Source organism: Edwardsiella ictaluri ATCC 33202, from assembly GCF_000264785.1.
In the GTDB taxonomy this organism is placed as follows: domain Bacteria; phylum Pseudomonadota; class Gammaproteobacteria; order Enterobacterales; family Enterobacteriaceae; genus Edwardsiella; species Edwardsiella ictaluri.
The window spans coordinates 1-20,887 of sequence record NZ_AFJI01000085.1 but is presented as its reverse complement, the minus strand read 5'-3'; the positions used below and the strand labels follow the sequence as shown (position 1 = coordinate 20,887).

Here is a 20,887-nt window from a genome sequence, read left to right as displayed (position 1 = left end):
CCGCTTTGGCCTGTGGTAGTCGTTTTACTAACCTTCCAGCGCCCGCAATCGCATGGCAATGCGCTGGCGCAGGGTCTTCACCTGTACTTTAGGATGCAGTAGTGCCGCCTTTTCCAGCAGGGCGTCGGCCTGCTCCAGCAACTCAACAGAGCTGATAGCGCTGGGCTGCTCGCTCCCGCCGCTGCGCAGCAGCAGCAGGGCGGCAAATTTGTGGTAACGCGCACCCAGACGCTCGTTGATTTGCCACTGATGCCTGACCCGGTCGAACACCCGGGAGAAGTAGGGCTGCACGCTGTGCCCGGCCTCAGCCTCCCGCTCCGCCCATTCCAGGATGTTGCTGGCAACAAATGTCGGCAGCTTCGACTTGATGTTGCCCGGCGTCTCCTGGCCCTGGGGGATGGCAATATCCGCCCAGTCCAGCGCCTGCTCAAACTGCTGCGTATCCAGTAGCCAGATGATGCAGTAGACCAGTATCGGGTTTTGGTAGACGCGTCCGCCCTCCAGATAGGCCTGGGCGTGTGGGAGCCATTTTGGCAGTAGCTCGCTGCGCTTCATCTCCACCTTGTCAACGACGCGCTCGATGCCGCGCAGTCGCGCCACGTCGTTATCCAGCGCCAGCATCTTGATGTGCTGGCTCTCCCCGGTGGCCCCGGCTGCGGGATGCCCCAGGCGTTCGGCGCGCAGCTTATTCTGCTGCTGTGCCCTCTGGCGCTGCATTGGAGTTATCATGGGCTGCCTCGCTGGTTGGCTTCTCACCGGCGATAGTGATTGCGCTCTCATCGACCGCGGCGTACAGGTCGGGATCACCCAGGGCGTAGCCCTCATAGCGCCAGTAAGAGTTTTCAAACTGCTTGCGCTCGCCGGCATCCTCGGCCTTGCGGCGGCGTGAGCCTTTCAGCGTCAGGATCTGCAGATTGGGCAGCATGGTAATGACCATACGCTTGCCGGGCATAAACGGCGGTACGATGGCGCGGCGCCCGGCGATGTCCTTACCCAGCTGACGCGCGGCAACCTGTTCAGAGGGTTTATCCTCTTTGTTGAACAGGCGTAGGCTTTCTGCGGCGATCAGATCAGCGCCGACCAGGACAACCAGGCGTGGGTCGTTGTGGTACTGCGGCGGGATGGAGGCGTGGATCAGGTCTGACGCCATCGCATCCAGACTGATATAGTCGCCCCCTTCTCCCACGGTCACGGGCGTCGTGAGAATGCGTGAAACCCGTCCCTCGTTGTCCCCCCAGTTCCTGGCAATCTGATGCCAACCGATGTTGATGTCTTCACCGCTGGGGTAGTCAGTGGGGTTAGAGTTCTCGGCGGCGTGGGTACCGTTAAAGCCGATACGCAGCATATCGAGTGCAAAATTGATCACTGCCGTCGAATTCATCAGGTTGAAAAACTCGCCCGGCGTGCCGGCATTTGCCCAGATGGCCAGCTGCGCCCAGGTGATGACGCAGCAGGAGTCTGTCTCGACCAGCCTGAACTCGTTGCCGCTGATGCCGCTGCCCTTAGTGAAGCGCCCATCCTTGACACGGCCGGTGCGCAGGGTGGACTCACCCACGGTGACGACCTGCCCCTGCGGGTGTGGTACATCCATCAAATTGATCAGGCGTAAAAACTCGGTACTTTCCAGCAGTGCCTTGCGCAGCGCGATGGCGCGCGGCTCGGTCAGGGTGAACTGCATATCGCCAGAGCGCCCGCAGTCGTTAAACGTATCGGAGAATTTCGCGATGAACAGCTGCGTCAGCTTCTGGGCTTCGGGGGTGATCATACTCATGGTGTTTATTTGCCTCAGACCAGATTGATGGATTCGTCACCGGACGGGTTTCCGTTCGGCAGTGGGGTGTTATCGCCCTGCAGGTCGGCGAAGGTCTGGCTGATGTCATCCATCTTTTTAGACAGGCTCTCGATAGCCGTCGCCAGTTGCTCGAGCTGTTCCTGGCTCGCAAAGTGACCCTCGCCCCCATCATTACCTGCCGGGTCGGATGTGGCGCCTTGCGGCGGCGTGGGCGCCGTGGCTGCGGAGGGACTGGCATCAGCGAAGGATTTCTCCATCGTCTCAACACGCGTACCGATGAGGTTGATGGCGTCCATCACCTGGTTAAATTGCTTCTCGTCCATAGGGGTCGCCTTTGCTGTTTCGTTGGGGGCGGGTGTTTCCTGGGAGAACAGGCGGGAAAAGAATCCCCGCCTGGCCTGTTGTTCAGCAGCACTGTCCGCGTCGTCACCCGGCAGCGTCAGGATCAGCGCTTCCACGTTGCCGTGATGGGCGCCGGGATTGTCCTGGCTGAACTGCAGGCGGGTGGTGCCGATGCTGGCCGGTGTATCGGTCACCGCCAGCCCTTTGAGAAAGTATTTCCCGCTGCCGAGGTAGTCCTCGACGATCTCGACAGAGGTAAACAGTTTCTGCCCGCTCCTGTTGGCCTCAATGAGAAACTGATTGGGAATGAGGCGGGCCATTAACTGTATTTTACCGTCGCGCGTTTCGGTCTTTAACTCGTCGACTTCGCCAAAGTTGGTGCCGAATGCGCGCCAATAGGGGCTTTCGTGATAGGGCCAGATCATGGCGGTATACTCATCCCGGTTATAGCATTTGGCGGCGTCGGTGAGCCATTGCGCCTCAATCTGGCGGCCGTCAATGGTGGGTCCGGCGGTCGCGATGGCTATCCAGTCTGTTTTTAAGCGCGCCATATCAAGATACCGACCTGATTAAAGAGGAGTAGCCAAATTTAACCGGTGAAAATCGCGGGTGTCATGCAGGCCGTTACGGATAGTTTCGGCTATGGCGGGGTATCCGAAACTATCCGCTTTCCCGCTCTCGCCGCCGCGTGGGTTCCCACAGAGAATTGACGGAACACAATCAACGCGGTGATAGGTAATGGCCTATTCTGAAGAAGTGATCGCTGCGGCTAAGGCGCTCTACTTAAAGCGGCACACGCCAAAGGAAATACAGCGCAAATTAAAGCTAAGCAGCCCGCGAGTGGTGTATTACTGGGCGACCAAATATGAATGGTATGCACAGCTCAGTACCGATTGCATCGAGGATGCCATCGCCCAGCGCCTGACCCTGCTTGCTGCCCGCGAGCATAAGAGCGACGTGGAATGTGACGAGCTGGATCGGCTTATTGGCCATCACGTTAAGTTGATGGCGCAGAAGAATAAGCATGCGGAGCGGATGGCCGAGATTGCACAGCGGCGTGCTACCGGGGCTGACTATGTCGCTGCTACGGGGGAGGCTGAGGCGGCCGAGGGGGAAGGGAGGCGCAAGGGACGGCGTAAACAGAATGATATTTCTGAGTTGACCGCCGAGAGCTTCACGCCGTTTCTGGATAACCTGTTCAAGTATCAGCTGCATCTGCGTGACAATAAATTTCGCCGCGTGCGTAATTTGCTCAAGGCGCGCCAGATTGGCGCCACCTACTATTTTGCCTTTGAGGCATTCGAAGATGCGGTGCTGACGGGGGATAACCAAATCTTCCTGTCGGCCTCCCGGCGCCAGGCCGAAGTCTTTCGCACCTATATCCTGAAAATCGCACAGGTTGAATTCGGCATTCAGTTAAAAGGGAATCCGATCAGGCTGAGCAATATGGCCGAGCTGCATTTTCTGGCCACCAACTCCAATACGGCACAGTCGAACTCCGGCCATTTGTATATCGATGAGTATCTGTGGATCTCGAAATTTACCACCTTTAATGAGGTGGCCTCCGGGATGGCGACCCAGAGCCATTGGCGCTTGACCTATTTCTCCACTCCCTCCGCCAAAAACCACCAGGGCTATGCGTTTTGGAGCGGTGACGAATGGCGGCGTGGCAACGCCGAGCGCAAGAGCGTGGTGTTCCCGGCATTCGACGAACTGCGTGACGGTGGCCGTGAATGCCCGGATAAGCAGTGGCGCTACGTGGTGACGATGGAGGATGCCATCGCCGACGGATTTAACCGGGCAGATATTGAGGAGCTGCGCGAGCGTTACGGCGAAAACGCCTTTAACCGGCTGTATATGTGCGTTTTTGTGGATGACAAAGACAGCGTATTCGACTTCGCCAAACTGGTGCGGTGTGGCGTTGATCCGCATATCTGGCAGGACTTTCATCCCGACGAGGCGGCGCCGCTGGGTAATCGTGAGGTGTGGGGCGGGTTTGACCCGGCGCGCAGCGGAGATAATGCGACCTTTGTCGTCATCGCCGTCCCATTGCTGGCGGTGGAGCGGTTCCGGGTGCTGGAAAAGCACCACTGGCGCGGCCTGTCATTCCAGTGGATGGCCGACCAGATTCGGACGATCAAATCGCGCTACAACATGACCCATATCGGCATCGATGTGACCGGCATCGGCTATGGCGTCTATGAACTGGTGCAGGGGTTTGCACGGCGTGAGGCCAAGGCCATTCACTACAGCGTCGAGTCAAAAAATCGCCTGGTGCTGAAAATGCTGGATGTCATCGACAGCAATCGTATCGAGTGGGATGAAGACGCCAGAGATATCCCCGCGTCGTTCCTGGCGATAAAGCAGAGCGCGACCGCCTCCGGCAATGCGGTGACCTTTACCGCCGACCGTACCGATGAAACCGGACACGCCGATATCTTCTTTGCCATCGCTCACGCCCTGGCCAATGAGCCCATCGGCTATAGGAACAAACGCAGGTCAACCTGGATTTTTGGTGATGAAGAAAACAAAAACGCCGCCTAAGGCGCGCGGCGGCAAGCTGGGACAGCGCGCTATGCGGCACCGTTCGCCGGGGAGCTTTATCGAGTTTGGCGATCCCGAGCCGGTCGCGGCCTGGGGGAGCTATAACGGCGTGCTGTGGAGCGGGTACGACGGTTATTACCTGCCGCCGATTGAACGGATGGATCTCGCCGTGCTGGCCAACATCGCCCCTTACCACGGTGCAGTGCTGCGCGCCCGCGTCAATATGGTCATGGCCGGGTTTCAGGGGGGCGGGGGACTGACCCACAGCGATATGGCGGCCGCGGTCACCAACCTGCTTATCTTCGGGGATATGGGGCTGCTGAAGGTGCGTAATCGGCTGGGGCGCATCAACCGGCTGCACGTTTTACCCTCCCTCTATCTGCGCCGCACCGCCGATCGCAGGACGGTCATCGTGCAGGGCGGTATCAACGATCTCACCTATGGCGGCGGCGAGGTGATTTTTGTCGCGCAGTACGATCCCCAGCAGCAGGTCTACGGCGTTCCCGACTACCTCCACGGCATGGAGTCCGCCATGCTTAACGTCGATGCCACCCGTTTTCGCCGGCGCTACTACAAGAACGGCGCTCACCTGGGCTATATCCTCTACAGCACCGACCCGGATATGGATCCGCAGCTTGAGGGGCTGTTTCGCAAGAAGATTGAGGCATCCAAGGGGGCCGGCAACTTTAAGTCGATGTTTATCAACATCCCCGGCGGTGATAAGGAAGGGGTAAAAGTCATCCCCATCGGAGACTCCGGCACCAAGGATGAGTTTCTGAATATCAAGAACGTCAGCGCGCAGGATCAGCTGACGGCCCACCGCTTTCCGCCCGGCCTCGCCGGTATCATCCCCAGCAATGCTGGCGGACTGGGTGACCCGCTGAAGGCGCGCGAGGCGTACTACCGGGATGAGGTGATCCCGCTGCGCCGCCTGATTATGGAAGGGGTCAATGCCGCTCCCGATATCGGGGGGCTTGGGCGGGTGACATTCAGCCTGACGTTTGACGATGATGCCCAGATAGCACAGTGAATCGCGGCATGGTTAAAAAATGGGTAAAATTTCGCCATGACAGCCACGGTGTGCAGGGGTGGATATGCGCAGACAAAAAATTAAATGCCGCTGCTGCGGGGCGCCGGCGATTATCCAAAAGACGGTCTGGAAGACCGACAACTATGATTTTGCCGATGCCTACTACCGCTGTACGCGCCTGGAGTGTGGCCATACCTGGGTGATGAACCTGACCTATTCCCATACCCTGGTGCCGAGTGGGTTGCAAAGCGGTGTCCTGAAGCTGCTGATCGAGCGACTGGGGCCAGAGGAAAAGCAGATGGCGCTGGAGTTGCTGCAGGGGGGGTAGGTGATTGTTCGGCTGAGGGAAGGCTATACTTGTGGAGGCTTGGAGTCTCTCCATCTCACATAATGAACATATGTGTTTTGTGTCATTTCTGATTTTTTATTAACTAGTAAAAACGGTTGATTGTGTTAGATTTTTACATGGTCTGTTCTTGACTTTAAATCAAAATTAATTCGATCAAGTTGGCACGCATAATATTATTGATTATTCTGTGTCTTTGAGGCTAAGCTAATCGCTATAACTTGGCTTTTATAACTTCAATGTTTATGTTTTGATAATTTCCATTATAAATTATGATCGTTAATATTGTTTTATAAATGAAAATAATCATTGATATAATAAGGTGATGTATGAAGATAATATCTGTCTTTAATAATAAGGGTGGTGTTGGTAAAACAACGCTCACTTTTCATATTGCGCAAAGCATGTGCGAGATGGGATATAGGGTATTAATGATTGATGCTGATCCTCAGTGTAATTTAACTATTTATTCTTTAAAGCAAGAAAAAATACAGAGGCTATGGGAGGTAGAGAATGATTTTATAGACTCAGGCTTTGACTCGGCAAAAAAGAAATTATCAGCAGAAGACTTTAACATCATATCAAATGAACCAAGAAGCCTTCATTATATATTACAACCGACGCAAGAAGGTACTGGTGATCATAAGATTTTGCCTCCTCCTGTTAACTTGAGGGATAATCTTGATATTATTCCTGGGAGGCTAACGCTGCATTTGTATGAGGAGAAGATTGCTAGTAGGTGGAATGATTTATATCGAGGAGAGCCTCTTGCAATTAGAACCATTTCCAGAATAAGAAAATTAGCTGAAGAATATAATGAACGTTATGGTTATGATTACATTATAATTGATACGTCTCCTAGCTTAGGATCCTTGAATAAAGTAATCATATCTACAGTAGATGGATTTTTTATACCTGCACTACCTGATTTATTTAGCCTTTATGGAATTAAAAATATTGGAAAATCTCTTTCCTCTTGGAAGAGGGAATTCGATGCAGTCTATCAACTTATATCATCAGAGAAAAGACATTCATTCCCTGAAAATTTTGTGAGATTTTTAGGTTATACAATCTATAATGCAAGAAAATATGAAAATGGAAAAAGAAAATGGGATCTGGCTCAAGCGCATTTAAATTATGCTGAGCGTATCCCTAATACAATTGATCAGTTTATTATTAGTTCAATAAGAGGTAGCATTGACAATTCAGTCCTAGCTGAACCTATTGGTAATACAGCAGTAATGTATAGTCATAATACATTTCCTTCAATGGCACAGTATTATAATCTGCCTATGTGGTTAGTTCCTGAATATCCTAATATAGAAAGCGAGCATGCAAATACTTTGAGAGGGTCAAAGTCAAAATACATTGCCACCAAGAAAAGCTATGAAGCTTTTACCAAAGATTTGATTGCAAGAATATCTATGCTCGGTAATTAATTATGGAAAATGTAGACACTATATTAAATAAGTATGTTTCAAATCGACATCTTTTTGAACATTTTATGAATGGTGTTGTTGATACTTTTAGACTAGACCCTAGTTTAAATGATTATCATCACCCTGTCATTCATACTATAAAAAGCAGGTTGAAGGATGTTGACCATTTAAGAGATAAGATTGAGAGAAAAAATAGCAGTGACGCCCCGATCTCTGAGGAGAATGTATTTTATCGGGTAACTGATCTTGCTGGTGTTCGCATATTACATCTTTATCAAGATCAACTAAAAAATATTCATGAATTAATACAGAAAAAAGTAGATGATGGTGATTGGTTTTACAGAGAAAGTCCTATCGCGTATTCATGGGATCCTGAAAGTTGTGACTTCTTTACGTCGTTAGGTCTTACGCCAAAAATCAAAGAGTCTTATTATACAAGCATTCATTATGTTATTAAGCCAAAGACTGATTCAAATATTTGTTGTGAGATTCAGGTGAGAACTCTTTTTGAGGAAATTTGGGGTGAGATTGATCATACAATAAATTACCCTCACCCAACTGAGAATTTCGCGTGTAAAGAACAATTGCGAGTGTTATCTAAACTTGTATCAACCGGTACTAGGTTGGCTGACTCTATTTTTAGAGTTAAGGGACAATAGTAGTTGATAGGCTGGCTGTTTGTTTTGGCTAGCCTATGTAGTTAGCATCCTCTGGTTAAATAGTTTGGATATTAATTGGTCGGTTTTGATGGCGCTTAGTTTATGTGATTATCGCATGAATGGCTTTACTAGCTTTTTATTCAAAATGATGTATTTCATAGGGAAGTTTTTGCTTTAGCTGATTTTACATTTATTAACAGAAGACTTATCTTTCAACCTCTACATCATCAATAGCTAGTGGCTATTGTAAGGGATGCGTCGTGTCTATGTGCTTTTTGCTCAACGGGGCAGTCATCGATACAAGCTCGATATTGAATCGTACCGTATCACGGTAGTCACTAACCGTTGCCATTTCCCCGCGTTGCCCTTTTCATCCTTTCAATAAGCGAGGCCGCCCGCTCGGCGGTGGTCGTGTGCTCGGCAGGATCCGGGGTCTCGGAGCTTGCTTCTGCCTGCCGGGTGGACAACGCCTGCAGTTCTGCCTGCTTGACTTTCCATTGCTCGATGCACTGCCGGGCCAGCGTGCGGGGATCCCGGCGGTTGGCGCGCCAGCGCTGCTCTCTGATACGTCCCGGTATACGCTTGAGCGGTGGCGGGTGTGTCACCGGCAGCAGTTCGCCCGTGATGCGGCTGGCGCGGTAGGTACGGCCATCCTCCAGGCGGACCACGCAGCCGCGCGCCAGCAGGTCGATCTCCTCCGGGGTGATCTCCAGCTGTGCCGCCGGAATACGTTGCTGAATACGGGCCCGTCGCTCGGCGACGTTACCGCCGTCGGCCGTGGCCGCAGGCGTCCGGCGAGAGGGGGGGCCCTCACGCCACAGCAGTTCTGTGCGGAGCTCCGTTGCCGTATTTTGGTGCAGGGGACAGTTATTGCCACGAGTCCAAGGGGCGGCGGAGCCGCCCGGAACGTCAACAGACTCCCCCGGCTGCGCCGCGGGAGAGGTAGCGGGCGCGGCCTTTTTGACCAGCTTCCAGGTGTCGGGATGGGTGCATATGCGGGACGCGTCGCCGAGCATTGGTGAGTAGATGCCGTAAATCTGAATGGGGGTTTCGCCATAGTCATTCTCGGTATCGGCGATATCGTAGGCAGTGCGTACCACGTAATCTCTACGGGGGATCAGTACGCCGCCCTGGGCCATGATGTAGGCGGCAAAGTCGCCGGCATCGGCGCAGGCCAGAACGTTATCCATGGCCGGATCCGGTAAGCGTTGCGGGCCGTCCGGGGTGCGTGCCATCTGGCAGGCCAGGCGGCGCAGCTCACGCCAGACCTGGCGTGACGGAATGCCGAAAAACTGAAACTGGCGCACACCGTGTAACCCTGCCCAGCCGATGGCATTTTCGACCGTCTCGGCCATTTCTTTGCCGCTCTCATTGTCTTTGCGTGGCTTGCCCGTTTTGGGGTCATCTCCGTCTACGGCACCGCGATCGATATTTTTGCCGATATAGGTGGCGATGTAGCCGGTGGGGGAGCCTTTTTCGGCAGTGATGATCTCGCTCTTAAAGCGTGGGGTAATGTCATCGCCCAGCTCTTCCCGCTCGTCCCGAATGGCAATATCGCGCACAATTTTCTCGATCGTCTCGCGCTCTTCTGGGTGGGCAAATATCATCATGTGCCAGTGAACGGTGCCGTCGTGGTGCGGCTCGGCAACGCGGATGCCATACCAATACAGATTGTTACGTTTGAGTTTTTTACGTACGGCGGAAAAAAAACGGTTAACCAGATAGTCGCTGCTATCGCGTACGGTGGAGCCATCCCACCGGGCATTGGGGTGACCATCTTCGGTAGTGGCGTGAAAGCGTGATGGGCAGGTCACCGTGATGAACGTGGGAATATCGCCACGCGCCTCGGCGATGAGCTCCAGTCCCTTCATGGTGGTCATCATTTCAAACCGACGATGTTTGGGACTGCTGGCGCTGGCGTAATAGACATCATAGAGATCGATGGTGAAGCCGTCCTCGTTAACCAGTTCATGTGATTTGAGGAAATCCCGCAGGCGGCGGCGCTGTTCCCGGAATGCGTTCAGCGCATCCCGACTCAGGTAAGGGGAGGTCTGGCGTGATACCTGGCCGGCGGCGCGCAGCTGCTCCTCGCGCCAGCGGCAGCGCAGACGCCATAATTGGTGCGTCCACCACTCGGCACACATCAGGCGAGACAGGGCACCGGGTAGTTTTTCCAAATCAATTTCTTTGCGGCGGCCTTTGTCGGGCCGTAATGCCTCCCAGTTTGGCGGGGTAATGTGCAGGGAGAGCGCCATATGTCCCAGGCGCTGGTAGATGGCGAGTGCCTGCATGGGCGTCTGCTTGATGCCGGGCTGCGTGTACTGCCTGTCGAACTCCCCGCTGAATGCGCTGGCGGTCAGTGTGGCCAGCGTCTGGATCCCGCGTTTGTTCAGGAGCGGCAGGTGCAGCAGCTCGTCGAGACGTTCACGCACGGCGAGCAGCTGGTATTTATGCGTTAAAAACCGGCTATTGGTCAGCGCGATGCGGCGCAGTAGCAGGGCCAATTTACTACGGATGTAGCGGCTCGCTGGTCTGGATGACTTGCCGGCAGCCTCTGCGGCCTCCTGTTTTTTCTGCAGGAGCTTTAAGCGTTGCAGCAGCGGGGTGCGCAGATAGTCCGGCAGGGCCATCAGATCGGCCAGCGGGCCGGAATCTGGATCTTTGCGGGCGGCGGCATGAGCAATGCGTATTTTTGGCAGCAGCAGATCGCGCTGGCGAAAGCGTTCGCCGGCCGCCGCGGCGAGCGCCTCCTGGTGGGATGCGGCCTGCTTTTTCTCGGCTCTTTGCTGACGGGCTTCCTGTTCTTCGCGTGCTTTGCGGTCTTTATCCTCTTTAGCATAAAGTGCTATCGCATCGCCCAGGGCGGTGCGTGGGGCGCGGCCGAATGTCTCCGGGTCGATCGCGGGATGAGGTGCGCCCCAGGCGCGTGGATATTGCCCTGACATGCGTTACGGCTCCATGCCCACGTTCTGCAGCCATGCCTGACGGCAGGCATCGAGCAGCCGGGCAGCCTCTGGGGCATACTGCCGGGCGCTGACTTGGTGGCCCGATCGACTGGTACTGTGTGCTATCAGGTCTGCGACCAGGGCGCCCGATGTCTGATAGATGGCGATGACGCCGCCGGTCTCCATGAGGCTTGTCAACTTAAGTCCGGCGGGGCGCTCTACGCTGTCGGGTGGGTTGATGCGGACGCGGTAACGGCCATCGATAATGAACTCGTTCGCCTGGAGCGTGCACTGTTGATTGTGGCGTGCCAGTTTGTGACGCCACAGATCGTGAAGCTCCTGGACTTTAACGCCCAGGCTTGCATCGATAGACCATAGCCACTCAATGAAGGCGTGAAAGTCAGTTGCCGGCGCAGCAGGTTGTTCGGCGATGAGTGGTGCAACAACGTGATTTTTAGGCATGGGGCGCCCTCCGTCGGTGCGGATAAACGATAAAACCCGCGGGCGCCAACGGGGCACCGCGGGTTGATGCGTTACATGGGCTGTTCCGGGCTGGCGGCGATATCGCGCTGGATGGCGGTGATATCGTCTGCGATATAGCTGAGTACCGCAGGGACACACATAAACGGCAGGGTGTCCTTACGGTGAGACAGCTCGACCTGCAGATAGAGCGCCAGGGTGTGGATACGGTGAAGCCGTGAGGTAATGCTGGGGGCGTCAGATGAGAGCTGACGGGAATGCGGGGTATTACGGTGTTTGGCTGCCATGATCGGGCATCCTCTCTTGTAAGTTGTGATAACTCACCAGCCAGAGGTTCCAATCTCGGGGTGGTGAGACGTACAGGGTTGGAACTACCGGTTACAAGAGAACCCGGCGCGTCCGTAGACGCCCCTGCACGCCCCACCATAATGCGTAGATGTGGCCGTGCCTCGCACACAAAAAAACCGCTTATAGCGCGGTTGTGCGCTCTTGTAATGTCCGGGGTTCCAATCCCGGCAGCCGATTTTGCGGCTGCCCGGGAAATATAGCGCCCGGTCATTGGATCGCGCAAGCGGTTTTTGGCGGTGCCGGCCCTGGCCAGTGGTGCACTGGCCAGGGCCGTATCGAACTTGTGAGCCCGATCGCGGGCGATAGGGCGGGCGAGGCAGTGATTACACGGCTGCATGACAGGAATCTGGTTTTTTGTGGTAGATGATGTAATCAACCGTGCGGCGCTCTAGCTCGAGCTTTTCGGCGATGGCCGGGTGAGTCAGCCCCTCGGCGCGCAGGGCATGGGCCATATTGATATCCCATTGGTCGATATAAAAGGCGCGGCGTGGCAACCCCATGACGTAGGTCTTTTGGCTCACGGAGGCATAGGTGCGGCCCAGCTGCCCGGCGATCGCTTTGAGGCTCTGGCCATCGGCGATCCCCTGCTCCAGCTGTCGCTCCTCCTGTTTTGTCCATAGGCGTTTCATCGGTGTGCCTCCGCTAAGATTTCGGTCGGTGCAAACTGCAATACCCAAACTGCCGGGTTCCAGCGCCAGCTGTAGGGGGTGTAATGGTAGAAACCATCCCAGATACAGCGGAAATGTTCCCGGGGAGTGTCCGGCGGCATACCCTCGGCGATGGCGGCGTGGTCGGTGATGTCATGGAGCAGTTCAATGGCGATGGCTTTTAGCTCCGCGCGGGCGAAGGGGGTCACGGATTGATCGGCGCGGCGTGTCGCCAGCTCAATGAGATCGCCTGCGTTCCCATGAGGGCACCGTGAAATCATAAACGCCTGCGAGGCCTTAATGAGAACGGGGGTGTTGGCGGCGATAACCAGCTCGCAGTCACGCTCAGGCAGAGGAAGGGTGGTCATGGTCTTAAAGGCCGTCTCCCAGTACCACTGATCTGATTTAATGACAGATCGGGTACAGGCGGATTTTATCGGGCGACGTGTCACGGTTTTGCAGCCATCAAGAATGGCGGTTTTTAGTGCCTCACTGAAAATCAATGTGTGCGCCATTTGCGTATATTCCTGGTGTATTGTGGGTGTTTAAGCAGCTTCCATGTATTTCCTTCATCCAGGCTGAACAGCCGATAACGGTCGGTGATATTAATCACCCGGGCCCGGGGTAATACGTCAAGGCGGCGAATGTGGCTGTCATCGCCGGTTAATACTCGATTGAATGCTGCCCGAGCCTGGCGTTCCAGTTCACCGCCGCGATACAGAGGTGGAATTATCAACCGCATATCGGTGTTTCCTCCGTGGGTCGTGGTTGACAGGGCAAATGGCGCGGCAATATGCCTATTGCATGCTGCTGATACAGAGCAATAAAAAGAAAATGCTGGCGCATGCTGAGATCAGCAGCAGTATGCCAAACACCAAGGCGGTGAAAGCTTTGACCATGTTCATTCAGTGCGCCTCCACGGTGGTCAATAACGGTGGTGGCTTATCGCTGACACAGAGCCCGGTGAGCAGGGCTTGGATATCATCGGCAGCGCGATAATCGCCCATGGCCCGGGCAACCCCTTCAAGTAATTCAATACCAATGGCCAGGTCTGTCATGTGACGATTGAGACAGTAACGGGTCAGCATTGGATTCATGGCATTGATGCTTTGTAAATTTGCTTCTTTATTTGAATATGTTAATAACAGCTGATTAATTATTTTCTGAAAGCATATGTTCATGTTTATCACCGAACTGATTAAATATCCTGAATGGGTGCCGGGATATAACGCGCCCGGCCGCGTCGTGGTAAGCCTCGTTAGGCCTGCAGTCCTGCTTAGACGTTGGCAGGCGTAACGTTCAACACCACAAGGAGAGGTGCAATATGAGTCAGGTTAAAATTTATGTGTTCCAGGCGGCTGATAATAAATTTTATTGGGAAGCCCACCCAAATGTCCCCAGCCTTTCTGGTGGTCCCTTTGAAACCCAGCCTTCGGCCATTAAAAACCTTGAGGCTGTCATTTTATCTTCCGCAATTTATAATATTAAGATTGTGAACTTCGCTGGTATTAAAATGCCAAATATGTATTTCCCCGTGATTTTGCAAATAAATATGATATCGGCGACGATCACCCGTCTTATCAGTTTCTCAAGAACCGTGACTTAGACTAAGGTAAAGATTGGCTTACTCTTTTTTTATCGGGTCAGGTATTAATGGCGGAAGCTTAGGGTCCGCCATTTCAGCCGTAACTATAAATGGAATGATGACCGGCTTGTCTGTATTGGTCATCAGCTCTTGGTTAGAAAGCGTATTTTTTAGAAAATCAACAAACGCTTTATATGGCACATGCTCCCCGACACAGCCGGATCTGGTGTGTATTAAGGCGTAATAACCCCATTCATTAAACGGTTTGACAGATGAAATATCTGCAAGTCTAAAGAAGGCATGTCCCATAGGACTGTATTTATCTATTATCTCAATAAATATATTTTTCATTTTTTCTTCCTTGGTGAGTTGCTGGCAGCAGTGGTGACGATTGCCTACGGGCCGCTGTTAGCGATGGCGTCTTTCAGCATCGCAATCATATTGACCTCGATTTTTTCTTGCGCACTGCTCTTGGGGCGAATGATGATACGGCCATCGGCAACCATGCCCCGGCAGGTCGCGACAGGAATACCGGAGAGGCGCGCATATTCATTGATCGAGACGTATGGCGCGCTGACGGTGACGTTAATAGTGATGTTCCCCATCGTTGTGCTCCTTTAGCTTTCGGTAACGGCCCGTAGCCCCCGCAGGTAGATCAGCCTTGCCATACTGGCGGCTGAGCGGCATTCCTGTTCTGCCAGCTGGATTAAGTGGCGGCGTTCTGCGTCGCTGAGGTACATGGCAATGCGTCCACCGGATCCAATGCCCTTTTGCTGCCGTGCGCGGGGTGGCTGGTTGGTCTGTTCCATAGTGGTATAGTGTCCTTGGTTGGATGTCTGTTAAAAGCATCCTTGATCACTATCATTGTCAAGTCAACTAGAGAATTATGAAAAATGTCCACTTTGGGATCTAGGTTGAGAGAGGAGCGCACTTGCAAAGGATTAAATCAGACTGATTTTGCTGCGCTAGCTAAAGGTTCTCGTGGCTCACAGGCTGCCTATGAGCGAGATGAAAAGATCCCTGGTGGTGGGTACTTATCAGCGTTGGCGGGGACTGGAGTTGATGTTTTATATATATTAACCGGGCGCAGAACGCCGGATATAGGAGATGTCAGTACCGATGAATTGGAGTTCATCAAACTTTATCGTGCGGCACCGCCAGCGGTAAAGGCGGCGGCTCTTGCGGCCCTGGCCGCCGGCAGTGCAGTGGCCAGCTCAGTCACCGTGAGCGGTGGCAGCGATCAGCGTATCGCAGGCCGTGACTACCATGAGCATAAGGAGTGAAAACAGCGGGGCAAGAACCGGATGGCTCCGGTTCCCGGGATCAATGTCTGGCGGTAAAGGCCTGCACTTCATTCTGGTTCAGGAGTGACATTTGCAGAATAGCTGGATGCTCGGCAAAGAATTTATCCTGCGTATGCAGAAGATCGGGTGATAAGTCGGCTTTATCAACCAGACGGAAGGTGTTGCGGACAAAGTCCATGCCATCAAAGTACAGGGCAACGAAGCGGTTGCCCTCTAATCCGTTGGTACAGAGCAAGTCGAACAGAACGCTGCCTTCAAATGCTTCGTCCCTGAGATGTTGGGCAATGGAGCCCAGACATGACAAAGGGCTCTCGTAGCTGGTTGCTACGACAAGCATGGGGTAGGTCATGTCAGATCCCGCTCTGAATTTAAACATTTTATTGATATAGCGTGTCTATATGTTCGTAAGCTCTCTCTGAGAGACGGAGCAACGGTGGCAACCCTGTGATTTGGCGGCTGCTCTCCGCAAAGCTATCCATGTGATAGGATAACTCCTTGGTTTGATAATGTTCTACCTAATGATTCAAATGATGGGGAGCGTGTTTTTTGCGCGCATTTCGTGGGGCTGTGCTTCCCTGTGCAGATACCCATGACTCTGTGTCTAATAGTATTTTTATTTTGTATGTAAAATATTAACTCCATGTGGATATTTTATTTATATTGCCTGTGGCTGGATAAGTATTATTCATTATAAAATACGGCGCTCCACTTAATTATACTAAAAATAGCGGAAGAGTCACTTTATCGCTTGTGTCATGCTTTTATTTGTGACACTGCTGCAGTGGCAATATATTCCGGTTATATATGCCGATGTCAGAAATGGGGTAATAAGTCTGGAGAATACTATGGGCACGGAGGCAAGAGGGCGGCGCAATCGGGTGGGAGGGCGTGATTTTTATGAGCGCAGCGTCTATATCGGCCGCTATTGGGTCAACATTACTCTGTCTGCGCCACAGTCAGATCTGCGCCCATTGGTACCCGCTCAGCGTATGCGCCTGAATCAGCTGGTGCAGCAGATTACAGATTGTGGCGATGATATGGGGATGACCATCTGGCAAAAAGTTTATGCGGAACTGGGCGTTAATGGGCTGGATGAGCTGACGGTAAGTCATTACCCGGCAGCACGGGGTTACTTGCATATATTGCTGAAGCAAGCCAGGGCCAAGAGCGCAGATAAGGCGCTTATTCGCTTATTGCAAACGGGAGCTACGACATCGATCCGGCGCCGACAGTTGCAACGCTATTGCCATATTCAGTTTGGTTCGGGCTATCTGCATGAACTTAGCCGCAGCCAGTTGCGCCAGGCGCTGGCTTGGTTGGAGGAGAGGGGCGGTGACGATATACCTGCGTTAACGTCTCCCTTCTGGCCGCGCTATCGTGCCCCGTTGCTGTGCAGCGTGCTGTTTATGGCGGGTGTTCTGCTGGGGCTATGGTGGTAATGGTTTTCATAAATGGATTTTTGAAGTGTGGTGGCATATGACAATCCGCAGATTGGCGTCAGGAAAATGGCTTTGCCAATGTTTCCCTTATGGGCGGGATGGCCAGCGTATCCGCCGGCAATTTACGACCAGGGGAGAGGCCCTTGCTTTTGAGCGTAGGATGAATCCGCGGGGAGTGAGTTTAGATATGGGTGAGTCAGCAACTCATCTATCGGATTTGATTCTGCGTTGGTATGAGTTACATGGACGGATGCTGTCATCAGGCGCTGGGCGTAAGGGAAAATTGGATGCAATTTGTCGGCGGCTTGGCGATCCATTGGCCGGTGATTTTGATAAGGGTATGTTTGCCCGTTATCGGGAGCGGCGGCTGAATGGAGAGTGGAATCCCAAGGGGAAAAAGCGCCTGCAGGAGGCCACGGTTAACCGTGAACAGGCTTATCTGCATGCGGTATTTGCGGAACTGCGCAGGCTCGGTGAGTGGGAAGGGGGTAACCCTCTCGATGGCATTCGCCAGTTTCGCGAAGGGGATCAAGAGCTGGCTTTTTTATATGCCGATGAGATTACGCGCCTGCTGGCGGCCTGCGATGCATCGAGTAAGGCTGATTTGGGGGGTATCGTGCGGGTATGTCTGGCTACCGGAGCGCGCTGGAGCGAGGTGCAGTCGTTGCGCCAATCGCAGGTGTTGCCTGGACGATTGACCTTTACCCATACCAAGAGCAAAAAGAACCGCACTGTACCCATCTCCGAACGATTGCAGGCCCTGCTGCCTACAAAGCAGGGAAGGTTGTTTACCCCCTGCTATGAAGCTTTCAAGGCTGCACTGGCACGGGCAGGGCTTCACCTGCCGAAAGGACAGCGTACCCACGTATTGCGCCACACCTTTGCCAGCCATTTTATGATGCAGGGCGGCAATATTCTGGTATTGCAGCAGATATTGGGCCATAGCACGATCACGATGACGATGCGCTATGCACACTTTGCGCCCGATCATTTGGATGCGGCGCTGGCTCTGAACCCATTTGATAACCTTGATACGCTGAAAAAATGCGGTGGCAAAAATGGCAGCAGAATTTGATAGAGAATCGATTTGCCCCGTTTCACGCCAATTAAATATATTTAAAATCATATTCTTATGATTTTTAAAAGGTCGATTTAGTTTTTAAAATCCCTCGGCGTTCGCGCTGTGCGGGTTCAAGTCCCGCTCCGGGCACCATGACAAAATGGTATAAAAATCAAAAAGATATATTTTGTTATTAAGCCACCGCAAGGTGGTTTTTTTGTGTCTTCATCCCCCTTTCATAATATGTTTTCATAATATTATCCTTCCCATCACTGCCCATCCACCGTAGGAACAATCGGGATCTTTCGGTTATAACGAGCTGTTTGCTCCACGTTCTTGTGGCCAGAAATGGCCTGCTTCTCGTAGATGTTCCCCTTCAGATCAGAGATCCCCTTAGCTTTCAGATCGTGAAAGGTGAAGTTGAAGTCCAGCTCGGGATATCGCTTTTTGGCTGCTTTCTTTGCCTGACGCCAACGGCTGTTGAAACCGTGCCGGCTGTACTTGTCACCAGAGCGCTGGTGGATGACGTAAAGTGTGCTTCTACCTGAGTCTAAGGGGAGGGTAGAAGCCAATTTTATTGCCTCACGTAGGCGTGGGCTCCAGGCTTTGATTTGTCCTACGGCAGTCTTGCTCTGCTTGATTAGGATACCCTCTGGCAAAAATTGGCTTTTCATCATGTTCAGTACATCCTTTTGCCGGGCACAGCATAGATAGGCCAGCTCCATCGCGACTCTCACTACATCTGAAGTGACGCCGTATAGTGCCAGGTACTCTTGGTGCGTGATGTAGCGATCGCGGCCAGGCTCTTTAAATTGTCTGACGCCCTTCGTCGGGTTACCTTTTACATAGCCTCTTTCATAGGCCCAGCGATAGACCCGTGACATAAAGGATTTTTCGCGGTTTGCCTGGGTGTGACTCCTCAACCCTCGCTTATCCATATAGCGTCGAACATGCTCAGGCCTGATGGCATCGGGCGGCATTTTCCCGAATACGGACAGTATTTTCTGTGAATACTTGTGATAGTCCTTCTGTGTTTCTACAGCTAATCCAAAGAAGTCGGCTGATTTGAGAAAGCGTTCAACCAGTCCAGCCAGTGTAGTGGTGTCTGGTCTCTCGTTAATCAATGCTTCCCATGCAGCCCATACCTGGGCCTGTGTTGCCGTTTTATCGCATAAGCGGATATTTCCACCATTTATTGGATGAAACTCATAGGCGGATCGCCCCATATATACCCGGGGCGGCATCCAGGCATCATCTTTGTTTTTTCTTATCCTGGGCATCAGTCAAGCGCTCCAAAATCAGGCTCTGGCGTTGGCGTTGGCGTTGGCGTTGGGTTGGTATCCTGCATGCGTTGACGATGAGAGAGTGGGTTATTGAAGTGCGCCCAGGTGGTTCGTGGGCGGCCATCTCGCCGGGTAATGAAGAAAATGCCGGCCTCACGCAGGGTCTTGCATTGTTTGGATGGAATTTTATACCCGGTTAGTATCTCGATATCAGGGTCGGAAATGATGTCATTTCCGGTGGTGGGAGATGTATGTGGTGTCATGCTATACCTCTCTTTTTCATGGCATCGAGCAGGAGATCCTGCACTGTTCGTTTTGAGTTGCGCCGCTCCATCACCATTTCGTCCATAGTGTCGGCGGCGATAATGTGGTGAATGAACACCGGGCGGTTGTGTCCGGCCTGAATCTGCCGGGTTGGCCCGATGCGTTCGATAATTTGCTGGTACTGCTCCAGATCCCACCAGTGTGAGAAAAACACCAGTATGTTGCCGCCGTCCTGCATGTTCAGGCCGTGGCCCGCGCTGGCCGGATGTGCGAACAAAACAGGTATCTTTCCGGCATTCCAGTCGCGCAGCGTTTGCGGATCCTGGTCAAGATGGCGACCGCGAGGAAATGCTTTAAGTAGACGCTCAAGGTCGTGTTTCCAGTGATAGGCCACCAGCACCGGCGCGCCAGCTGCTTCGGTGAGGATGCTGTCCAGCGCCTGCAGCTTTGCATCGTGCAGTTCTGACCAGCTTCCGGTATCGTCGGTGTATACCGCGCCGCTGGCGATCTGCAGGCACTTCACCGTTTTTGCCGCGGCGTTTGGCGCTTCGATACCTTCGCCGTTCAGCTCAAGGAACATTTCCTTTTCCATCTCGCGATACTGCTGGCGAGCTTTCGGCGGCATGTCCACACGGATCACGTTATGGATGGGCTCTTTGATGTCGAACCAGTCAGCGGCGTCCAGTGAGATAGTCACATCGGCCAGTGCCCGCTGTATTTCATCCTGCGAATGGGCGAACGGCTCGAGCTTCGTCCAGCTCTGCCCCGGAAACTGTATTGAGTTGAACCAGCGGGAAGTAAACGCGCCGTAGGTGCGCCCGAGGCGCTGCCCCTGATCCACAAACCACGCCTGCCCCCAGAGGTCCACCAGGCCGTTCGGCGCTGGCGTACCGGTGAGATTCATCCAGCGCCGGACGTGCTTATGTGCCACCTTGCCTAGGGCCGCCGCGCGCTTGCCGCCCCCGCGCAGCCGGAAGGATTTCAGCCTAGTGCTTTCGTCCGGGATGACAGTACCGAACGGCCAGCGGCCGCCCACCTCTTCCACCAGCCAGACCAGATTGTCGTAGTTGATGGTGAACACGCTCGCGTTGCTGTTCGCCAGCGCCGCAGCGCGTGCTTTGGCGTTACCGACAATCGGCTGCATCTCGATATTGCGCAGATGCCCCCATTTGACCGCTTCATCAGGCCAAGTGCTGGCCGCCACGCGCAGTGGCGCAAGTACCAGCGCGGGTTGTGTCTCTACGCCCGCCATGAAGAGATCTTCCAGCGTGGTGAGTGTCGCTACGGTTTTACCCATGCCCATGCCAGCCCAGATGTTGCAGCGCAGAGCGTCGATTTCGTGGTTGATGATCAGGTCTTGATATGGGCGGGGTGGCTTTG

At 53.4% G+C, this 20,887-nt stretch carries 26 protein-coding genes and 1 pseudogene; 9 read left to right on the top strand and 18 right to left on the bottom strand.

Features of this window, described 5'->3' with window-relative positions:
* Positions 1-27 precede the first annotated feature (27 nt).
* Genes gpM through EIEH_RS12990 form a run of 3 tightly spaced genes read right to left on the bottom strand, consistent with a single transcriptional unit; the run spans position 28 to position 2,685 of the window.
* Positions 28-729 carry a phage terminase small subunit gene (gene gpM / locus EIEH_RS13000; RefSeq protein ID WP_015871554.1) on the bottom strand — a complete coding sequence of 234 codons (702 nt, stop codon included), beginning with the start codon at positions 727-729 and terminating at the stop codon, positions 28-30.
* Positions 686-1,771 carry a phage major capsid protein, P2 family gene (locus tag EIEH_RS12995; protein ID WP_015871553.1) on the bottom strand — a complete coding sequence of 362 codons (1,086 nt, stop codon included), beginning with the start codon at positions 1,769-1,771 and terminating at the stop codon, positions 686-688. Before EIEH_RS12995 ends, gpM begins: the two co-directional genes overlap by 44 nt.
* Before the next feature lie 14 nt (positions 1,772-1,785).
* Positions 1,786-2,685 (bottom strand): GPO family capsid scaffolding protein, encoded by a 900-nt coding sequence (locus EIEH_RS12990; protein ID WP_015871552.1) that lies wholly within the window; start codon positions 2,683-2,685, stop codon positions 1,786-1,788.
* Between the two features lie 187 nt (positions 2,686-2,872).
* Here EIEH_RS12990 and EIEH_RS12985 point away from each other — a divergent pair, with 187 nt between their 5' ends.
* The 5 genes from EIEH_RS12985 (at position 2,873) to EIEH_RS17865 (ending at position 8,152) form a co-directional block, all read left to right on the top strand.
* Positions 2,873-4,678 (top strand): terminase large subunit domain-containing protein, encoded by a 1,806-nt coding sequence (locus tag EIEH_RS12985; protein WP_015871551.1) that lies wholly within the window; start codon positions 2,873-2,875, stop codon positions 4,676-4,678.
* Entirely contained in the window at positions 4,653-5,708 is a 1,056-nt protein-coding gene (locus EIEH_RS12980) for a phage portal protein (protein WP_015871550.1), read from the top strand. Before EIEH_RS12985 ends, EIEH_RS12980 begins: the two co-directional genes overlap by 26 nt.
* A gap of 64 nt (positions 5,709-5,772) precedes the next feature.
* The gene (locus tag EIEH_RS12975) at positions 5,773-6,036 is read left to right on the top strand and encodes an ogr/Delta-like zinc finger family protein (protein WP_035609840.1); all 264 of its coding nucleotides are present in this window, start codon (positions 5,773-5,775) and stop codon (positions 6,034-6,036) included.
* A 347-nt stretch (positions 6,037-6,383) separates the two neighbouring features.
* Entirely contained in the window at positions 6,384-7,493 is a 1,110-nt protein-coding gene (locus EIEH_RS17870) for a ParA family protein (RefSeq protein WP_015871547.1), read from the top strand.
* 2 nt (positions 7,494-7,495) lie between these two features.
* A complete protein-coding gene (locus EIEH_RS17865) occupies positions 7,496-8,152 on the top strand; it encodes a RelA/SpoT domain-containing protein (RefSeq protein ID WP_015871546.1) in 657 nt (218 codons plus the stop codon).
* Between the two features lie 338 nt (positions 8,153-8,490).
* Here EIEH_RS17865 and EIEH_RS12970 read toward each other — a convergent pair whose 3' ends face one another.
* The 8 genes and pseudogenes from EIEH_RS12970 to EIEH_RS12945 all read right to left on the bottom strand — a co-directional run bounded on the left by EIEH_RS12970 (position 8,491) and on the right by EIEH_RS12945 (position 13,753).
* Positions 8,491-11,097: a replication endonuclease gene (locus tag EIEH_RS12970; protein WP_015871545.1), complete on the bottom strand. Its 2,607-nt coding sequence runs from the start codon at positions 11,095-11,097 to the stop codon at positions 8,491-8,493.
* Positions 11,098-11,100: 3 nt separating this feature from the next.
* Positions 11,101-11,559, bottom strand: coding sequence for a hypothetical protein (locus EIEH_RS12965; protein WP_015871544.1), 459 nt, complete (start codon positions 11,557-11,559; stop codon positions 11,101-11,103).
* Between the two features lie 71 nt (positions 11,560-11,630).
* On the bottom strand, positions 11,631-11,864 hold the full coding sequence (locus tag EIEH_RS19780) for a derepression protein (RefSeq protein ID WP_015871543.1): 234 nt from the start codon (positions 11,862-11,864) through the stop codon (positions 11,631-11,633).
* A 56-nt stretch (positions 11,865-11,920) separates the two neighbouring features.
* Positions 11,921-12,136, bottom strand: a pseudogene (locus EIEH_RS19775) (ash family protein); the annotation flags it as partial.
* A gap of 112 nt (positions 12,137-12,248) precedes the next feature.
* Positions 12,249-12,554 carry a hypothetical protein gene (locus EIEH_RS12955; RefSeq protein WP_015871542.1) on the bottom strand — a complete coding sequence of 102 codons (306 nt, stop codon included), beginning with the start codon at positions 12,552-12,554 and terminating at the stop codon, positions 12,249-12,251.
* Positions 12,551-13,087: a hypothetical protein gene (locus EIEH_RS12950; protein ID WP_015871541.1), complete on the bottom strand. Its 537-nt coding sequence runs from the start codon at positions 13,085-13,087 to the stop codon at positions 12,551-12,553. The genes EIEH_RS12955 and EIEH_RS12950 overlap by 4 nt, the downstream gene beginning before the upstream one ends.
* Positions 13,072-13,314 (bottom strand): ParE family toxin-like protein, encoded by a 243-nt coding sequence (locus EIEH_RS20120; protein ID WP_015871540.1) that lies wholly within the window; start codon positions 13,312-13,314, stop codon positions 13,072-13,074. Before EIEH_RS20120 ends, EIEH_RS12950 begins: the two co-directional genes overlap by 16 nt.
* Positions 13,315-13,477: 163 nt before the next feature.
* Positions 13,478-13,753 carry a hypothetical protein gene (locus EIEH_RS12945; protein ID WP_015871539.1) on the bottom strand — a complete coding sequence of 92 codons (276 nt, stop codon included), beginning with the start codon at positions 13,751-13,753 and terminating at the stop codon, positions 13,478-13,480.
* Positions 13,754-13,896: 143 nt separating this feature from the next.
* On the opposite strand from EIEH_RS12945, the gene EIEH_RS12940 reads away from it, so the two are divergent.
* On the top strand, positions 13,897-14,178 hold the full coding sequence (locus EIEH_RS12940) for a hypothetical protein (protein ID WP_015871538.1): 282 nt from the start codon (positions 13,897-13,899) through the stop codon (positions 14,176-14,178).
* Positions 14,179-14,196: 18 nt separating this feature from the next.
* Here the strand turns inward: EIEH_RS12940 and EIEH_RS12935 are convergent, their stop codons facing one another.
* The 3 genes from EIEH_RS12935 to EIEH_RS12925 are packed head-to-tail and all read right to left on the bottom strand — an operon-like array spanning position 14,197 to position 14,966.
* Positions 14,197-14,508 (bottom strand): hypothetical protein, encoded by a 312-nt coding sequence (locus EIEH_RS12935; protein WP_015871537.1) that lies wholly within the window; start codon positions 14,506-14,508, stop codon positions 14,197-14,199.
* Positions 14,509-14,552: 44 nt separating this feature from the next.
* Entirely contained in the window at positions 14,553-14,762 is a 210-nt protein-coding gene (locus EIEH_RS12930) for a hypothetical protein (RefSeq protein ID WP_015871536.1), read from the bottom strand.
* A gap of 12 nt (positions 14,763-14,774) precedes the next feature.
* Positions 14,775-14,966, bottom strand: a complete 192-nt coding sequence (locus tag EIEH_RS12925) for a hypothetical protein (RefSeq protein ID WP_015871535.1) — start codon at positions 14,964-14,966, stop codon at positions 14,775-14,777.
* A gap of 105 nt (positions 14,967-15,071) precedes the next feature.
* On the opposite strand from EIEH_RS12925, the gene EIEH_RS17855 reads away from it, so the two are divergent.
* Positions 15,072-15,440 carry a helix-turn-helix domain-containing protein gene (locus EIEH_RS17855; RefSeq protein WP_233434140.1) on the top strand — a complete coding sequence of 123 codons (369 nt, stop codon included), beginning with the start codon at positions 15,072-15,074 and terminating at the stop codon, positions 15,438-15,440.
* 40 nt (positions 15,441-15,480) lie between these two features.
* Here EIEH_RS17855 and EIEH_RS12920 read toward each other — a convergent pair whose 3' ends face one another.
* Complete coding sequence (locus EIEH_RS12920; RefSeq protein WP_050977446.1) at positions 15,481-15,810, bottom strand: type II toxin-antitoxin system RnlB family antitoxin; 330 nt, start codon at positions 15,808-15,810, stop codon at positions 15,481-15,483.
* A gap of 496 nt (positions 15,811-16,306) precedes the next feature.
* Between EIEH_RS12920 and EIEH_RS12915 the strand changes: the two genes are divergently transcribed.
* Complete coding sequence (locus EIEH_RS12915) at positions 16,307-16,900, top strand: hypothetical protein (protein WP_015871532.1); 594 nt, start codon at positions 16,307-16,309, stop codon at positions 16,898-16,900.
* A 37-nt stretch (positions 16,901-16,937) separates the two neighbouring features.
* Positions 16,938-17,975: a phage integrase gene (locus EIEH_RS12910; RefSeq protein WP_015871531.1), complete on the top strand. Its 1,038-nt coding sequence runs from the start codon at positions 16,938-16,940 to the stop codon at positions 17,973-17,975.
* Between the two features lie 254 nt (positions 17,976-18,229).
* Here the strand turns inward: EIEH_RS12910 and EIEH_RS12905 are convergent, their stop codons facing one another.
* The 3 genes from EIEH_RS12905 to EIEH_RS12900 all read right to left on the bottom strand — a co-directional run.
* Positions 18,230-19,240: a tyrosine-type recombinase/integrase gene (locus EIEH_RS12905; protein WP_015871530.1), complete on the bottom strand. Its 1,011-nt coding sequence runs from the start codon at positions 19,238-19,240 to the stop codon at positions 18,230-18,232.
* Positions 19,240-19,506, bottom strand: coding sequence for a DUF4224 domain-containing protein (locus EIEH_RS17850; protein ID WP_015871529.1), 267 nt, complete (start codon positions 19,504-19,506; stop codon positions 19,240-19,242). Before EIEH_RS17850 ends, EIEH_RS12905 begins: the two co-directional genes overlap by 1 nt.
* On the bottom strand, positions 19,503-20,887 hold a 1,385-nt coding region (locus EIEH_RS12900), incomplete at its 5' end, for an SNF2-related protein (protein WP_035609834.1). The genes EIEH_RS17850 and EIEH_RS12900, both read right to left, overlap by 4 nt.

Coding starts and splice junctions, on each gene's coding strand:
- gpM (WP_015871554.1), bottom strand. CDS start 729: ATGATAACTCCAATGCAGCGCCAGAGGGCACAGCAGCAGAATAAGCTG.
- EIEH_RS12995 (WP_015871553.1), bottom strand. CDS start 1,771: ATGAGTATGATCACCCCCGAAGCCCAGAAGCTGACGCAGCTGTTCATC.
- EIEH_RS12990 (WP_015871552.1), bottom strand. CDS start 2,685: ATGGCGCGCTTAAAAACAGACTGGATAGCCATCGCGACCGCCGGACCC.
- EIEH_RS12985 (WP_015871551.1), top strand. CDS start 2,873: ATGGCCTATTCTGAAGAAGTGATCGCTGCGGCTAAGGCGCTCTACTTA.
- EIEH_RS12980 (WP_015871550.1), top strand. CDS start 4,653: ATGAAGAAAACAAAAACGCCGCCTAAGGCGCGCGGCGGCAAGCTGGGA.
- EIEH_RS12975 (WP_035609840.1), top strand. CDS start 5,773: ATGCGCAGACAAAAAATTAAATGCCGCTGCTGCGGGGCGCCGGCGATT.
- EIEH_RS17870 (WP_015871547.1), top strand. CDS start 6,384: ATGAAGATAATATCTGTCTTTAATAATAAGGGTGGTGTTGGTAAAACA.
- EIEH_RS17865 (WP_015871546.1), top strand. CDS start 7,496: ATGGAAAATGTAGACACTATATTAAATAAGTATGTTTCAAATCGACAT.
- EIEH_RS12970 (WP_015871545.1), bottom strand. CDS start 11,097: ATGTCAGGGCAATATCCACGCGCCTGGGGCGCACCTCATCCCGCGATC.
- EIEH_RS12965 (WP_015871544.1), bottom strand. CDS start 11,559: ATGCCTAAAAATCACGTTGTTGCACCACTCATCGCCGAACAACCTGCT.
- EIEH_RS19780 (WP_015871543.1), bottom strand. CDS start 11,864: ATGGCAGCCAAACACCGTAATACCCCGCATTCCCGTCAGCTCTCATCT.
- EIEH_RS12955 (WP_015871542.1), bottom strand. CDS start 12,554: ATGAAACGCCTATGGACAAAACAGGAGGAGCGACAGCTGGAGCAGGGG.
- EIEH_RS12950 (WP_015871541.1), bottom strand. CDS start 13,087: ATGGCGCACACATTGATTTTCAGTGAGGCACTAAAAACCGCCATTCTT.
- EIEH_RS20120 (WP_015871540.1), bottom strand. CDS start 13,314: ATGCGGTTGATAATTCCACCTCTGTATCGCGGCGGTGAACTGGAACGC.
- EIEH_RS12945 (WP_015871539.1), bottom strand. CDS start 13,753: ATGAACATATGCTTTCAGAAAATAATTAATCAGCTGTTATTAACATAT.
- EIEH_RS12940 (WP_015871538.1), top strand. CDS start 13,897: ATGAGTCAGGTTAAAATTTATGTGTTCCAGGCGGCTGATAATAAATTT.
- EIEH_RS12935 (WP_015871537.1), bottom strand. CDS start 14,508: ATGAAAAATATATTTATTGAGATAATAGATAAATACAGTCCTATGGGA.
- EIEH_RS12930 (WP_015871536.1), bottom strand. CDS start 14,762: ATGGGGAACATCACTATTAACGTCACCGTCAGCGCGCCATACGTCTCG.
- EIEH_RS12925 (WP_015871535.1), bottom strand. CDS start 14,966: ATGGAACAGACCAACCAGCCACCCCGCGCACGGCAGCAAAAGGGCATT.
- EIEH_RS12920 (WP_050977446.1), bottom strand. CDS start 15,810: ATGACCTACCCCATGCTTGTCGTAGCAACCAGCTACGAGAGCCCTTTG.
- EIEH_RS12915 (WP_015871532.1), top strand. CDS start 16,307: ATGGGCACGGAGGCAAGAGGGCGGCGCAATCGGGTGGGAGGGCGTGAT.
- EIEH_RS12910 (WP_015871531.1), top strand. CDS start 16,938: ATGACAATCCGCAGATTGGCGTCAGGAAAATGGCTTTGCCAATGTTTC.
- EIEH_RS12905 (WP_015871530.1), bottom strand. CDS start 19,240: ATGCCCAGGATAAGAAAAAACAAAGATGATGCCTGGATGCCGCCCCGG.
- EIEH_RS17850 (WP_015871529.1), bottom strand. CDS start 19,506: ATGACACCACATACATCTCCCACCACCGGAAATGACATCATTTCCGAC.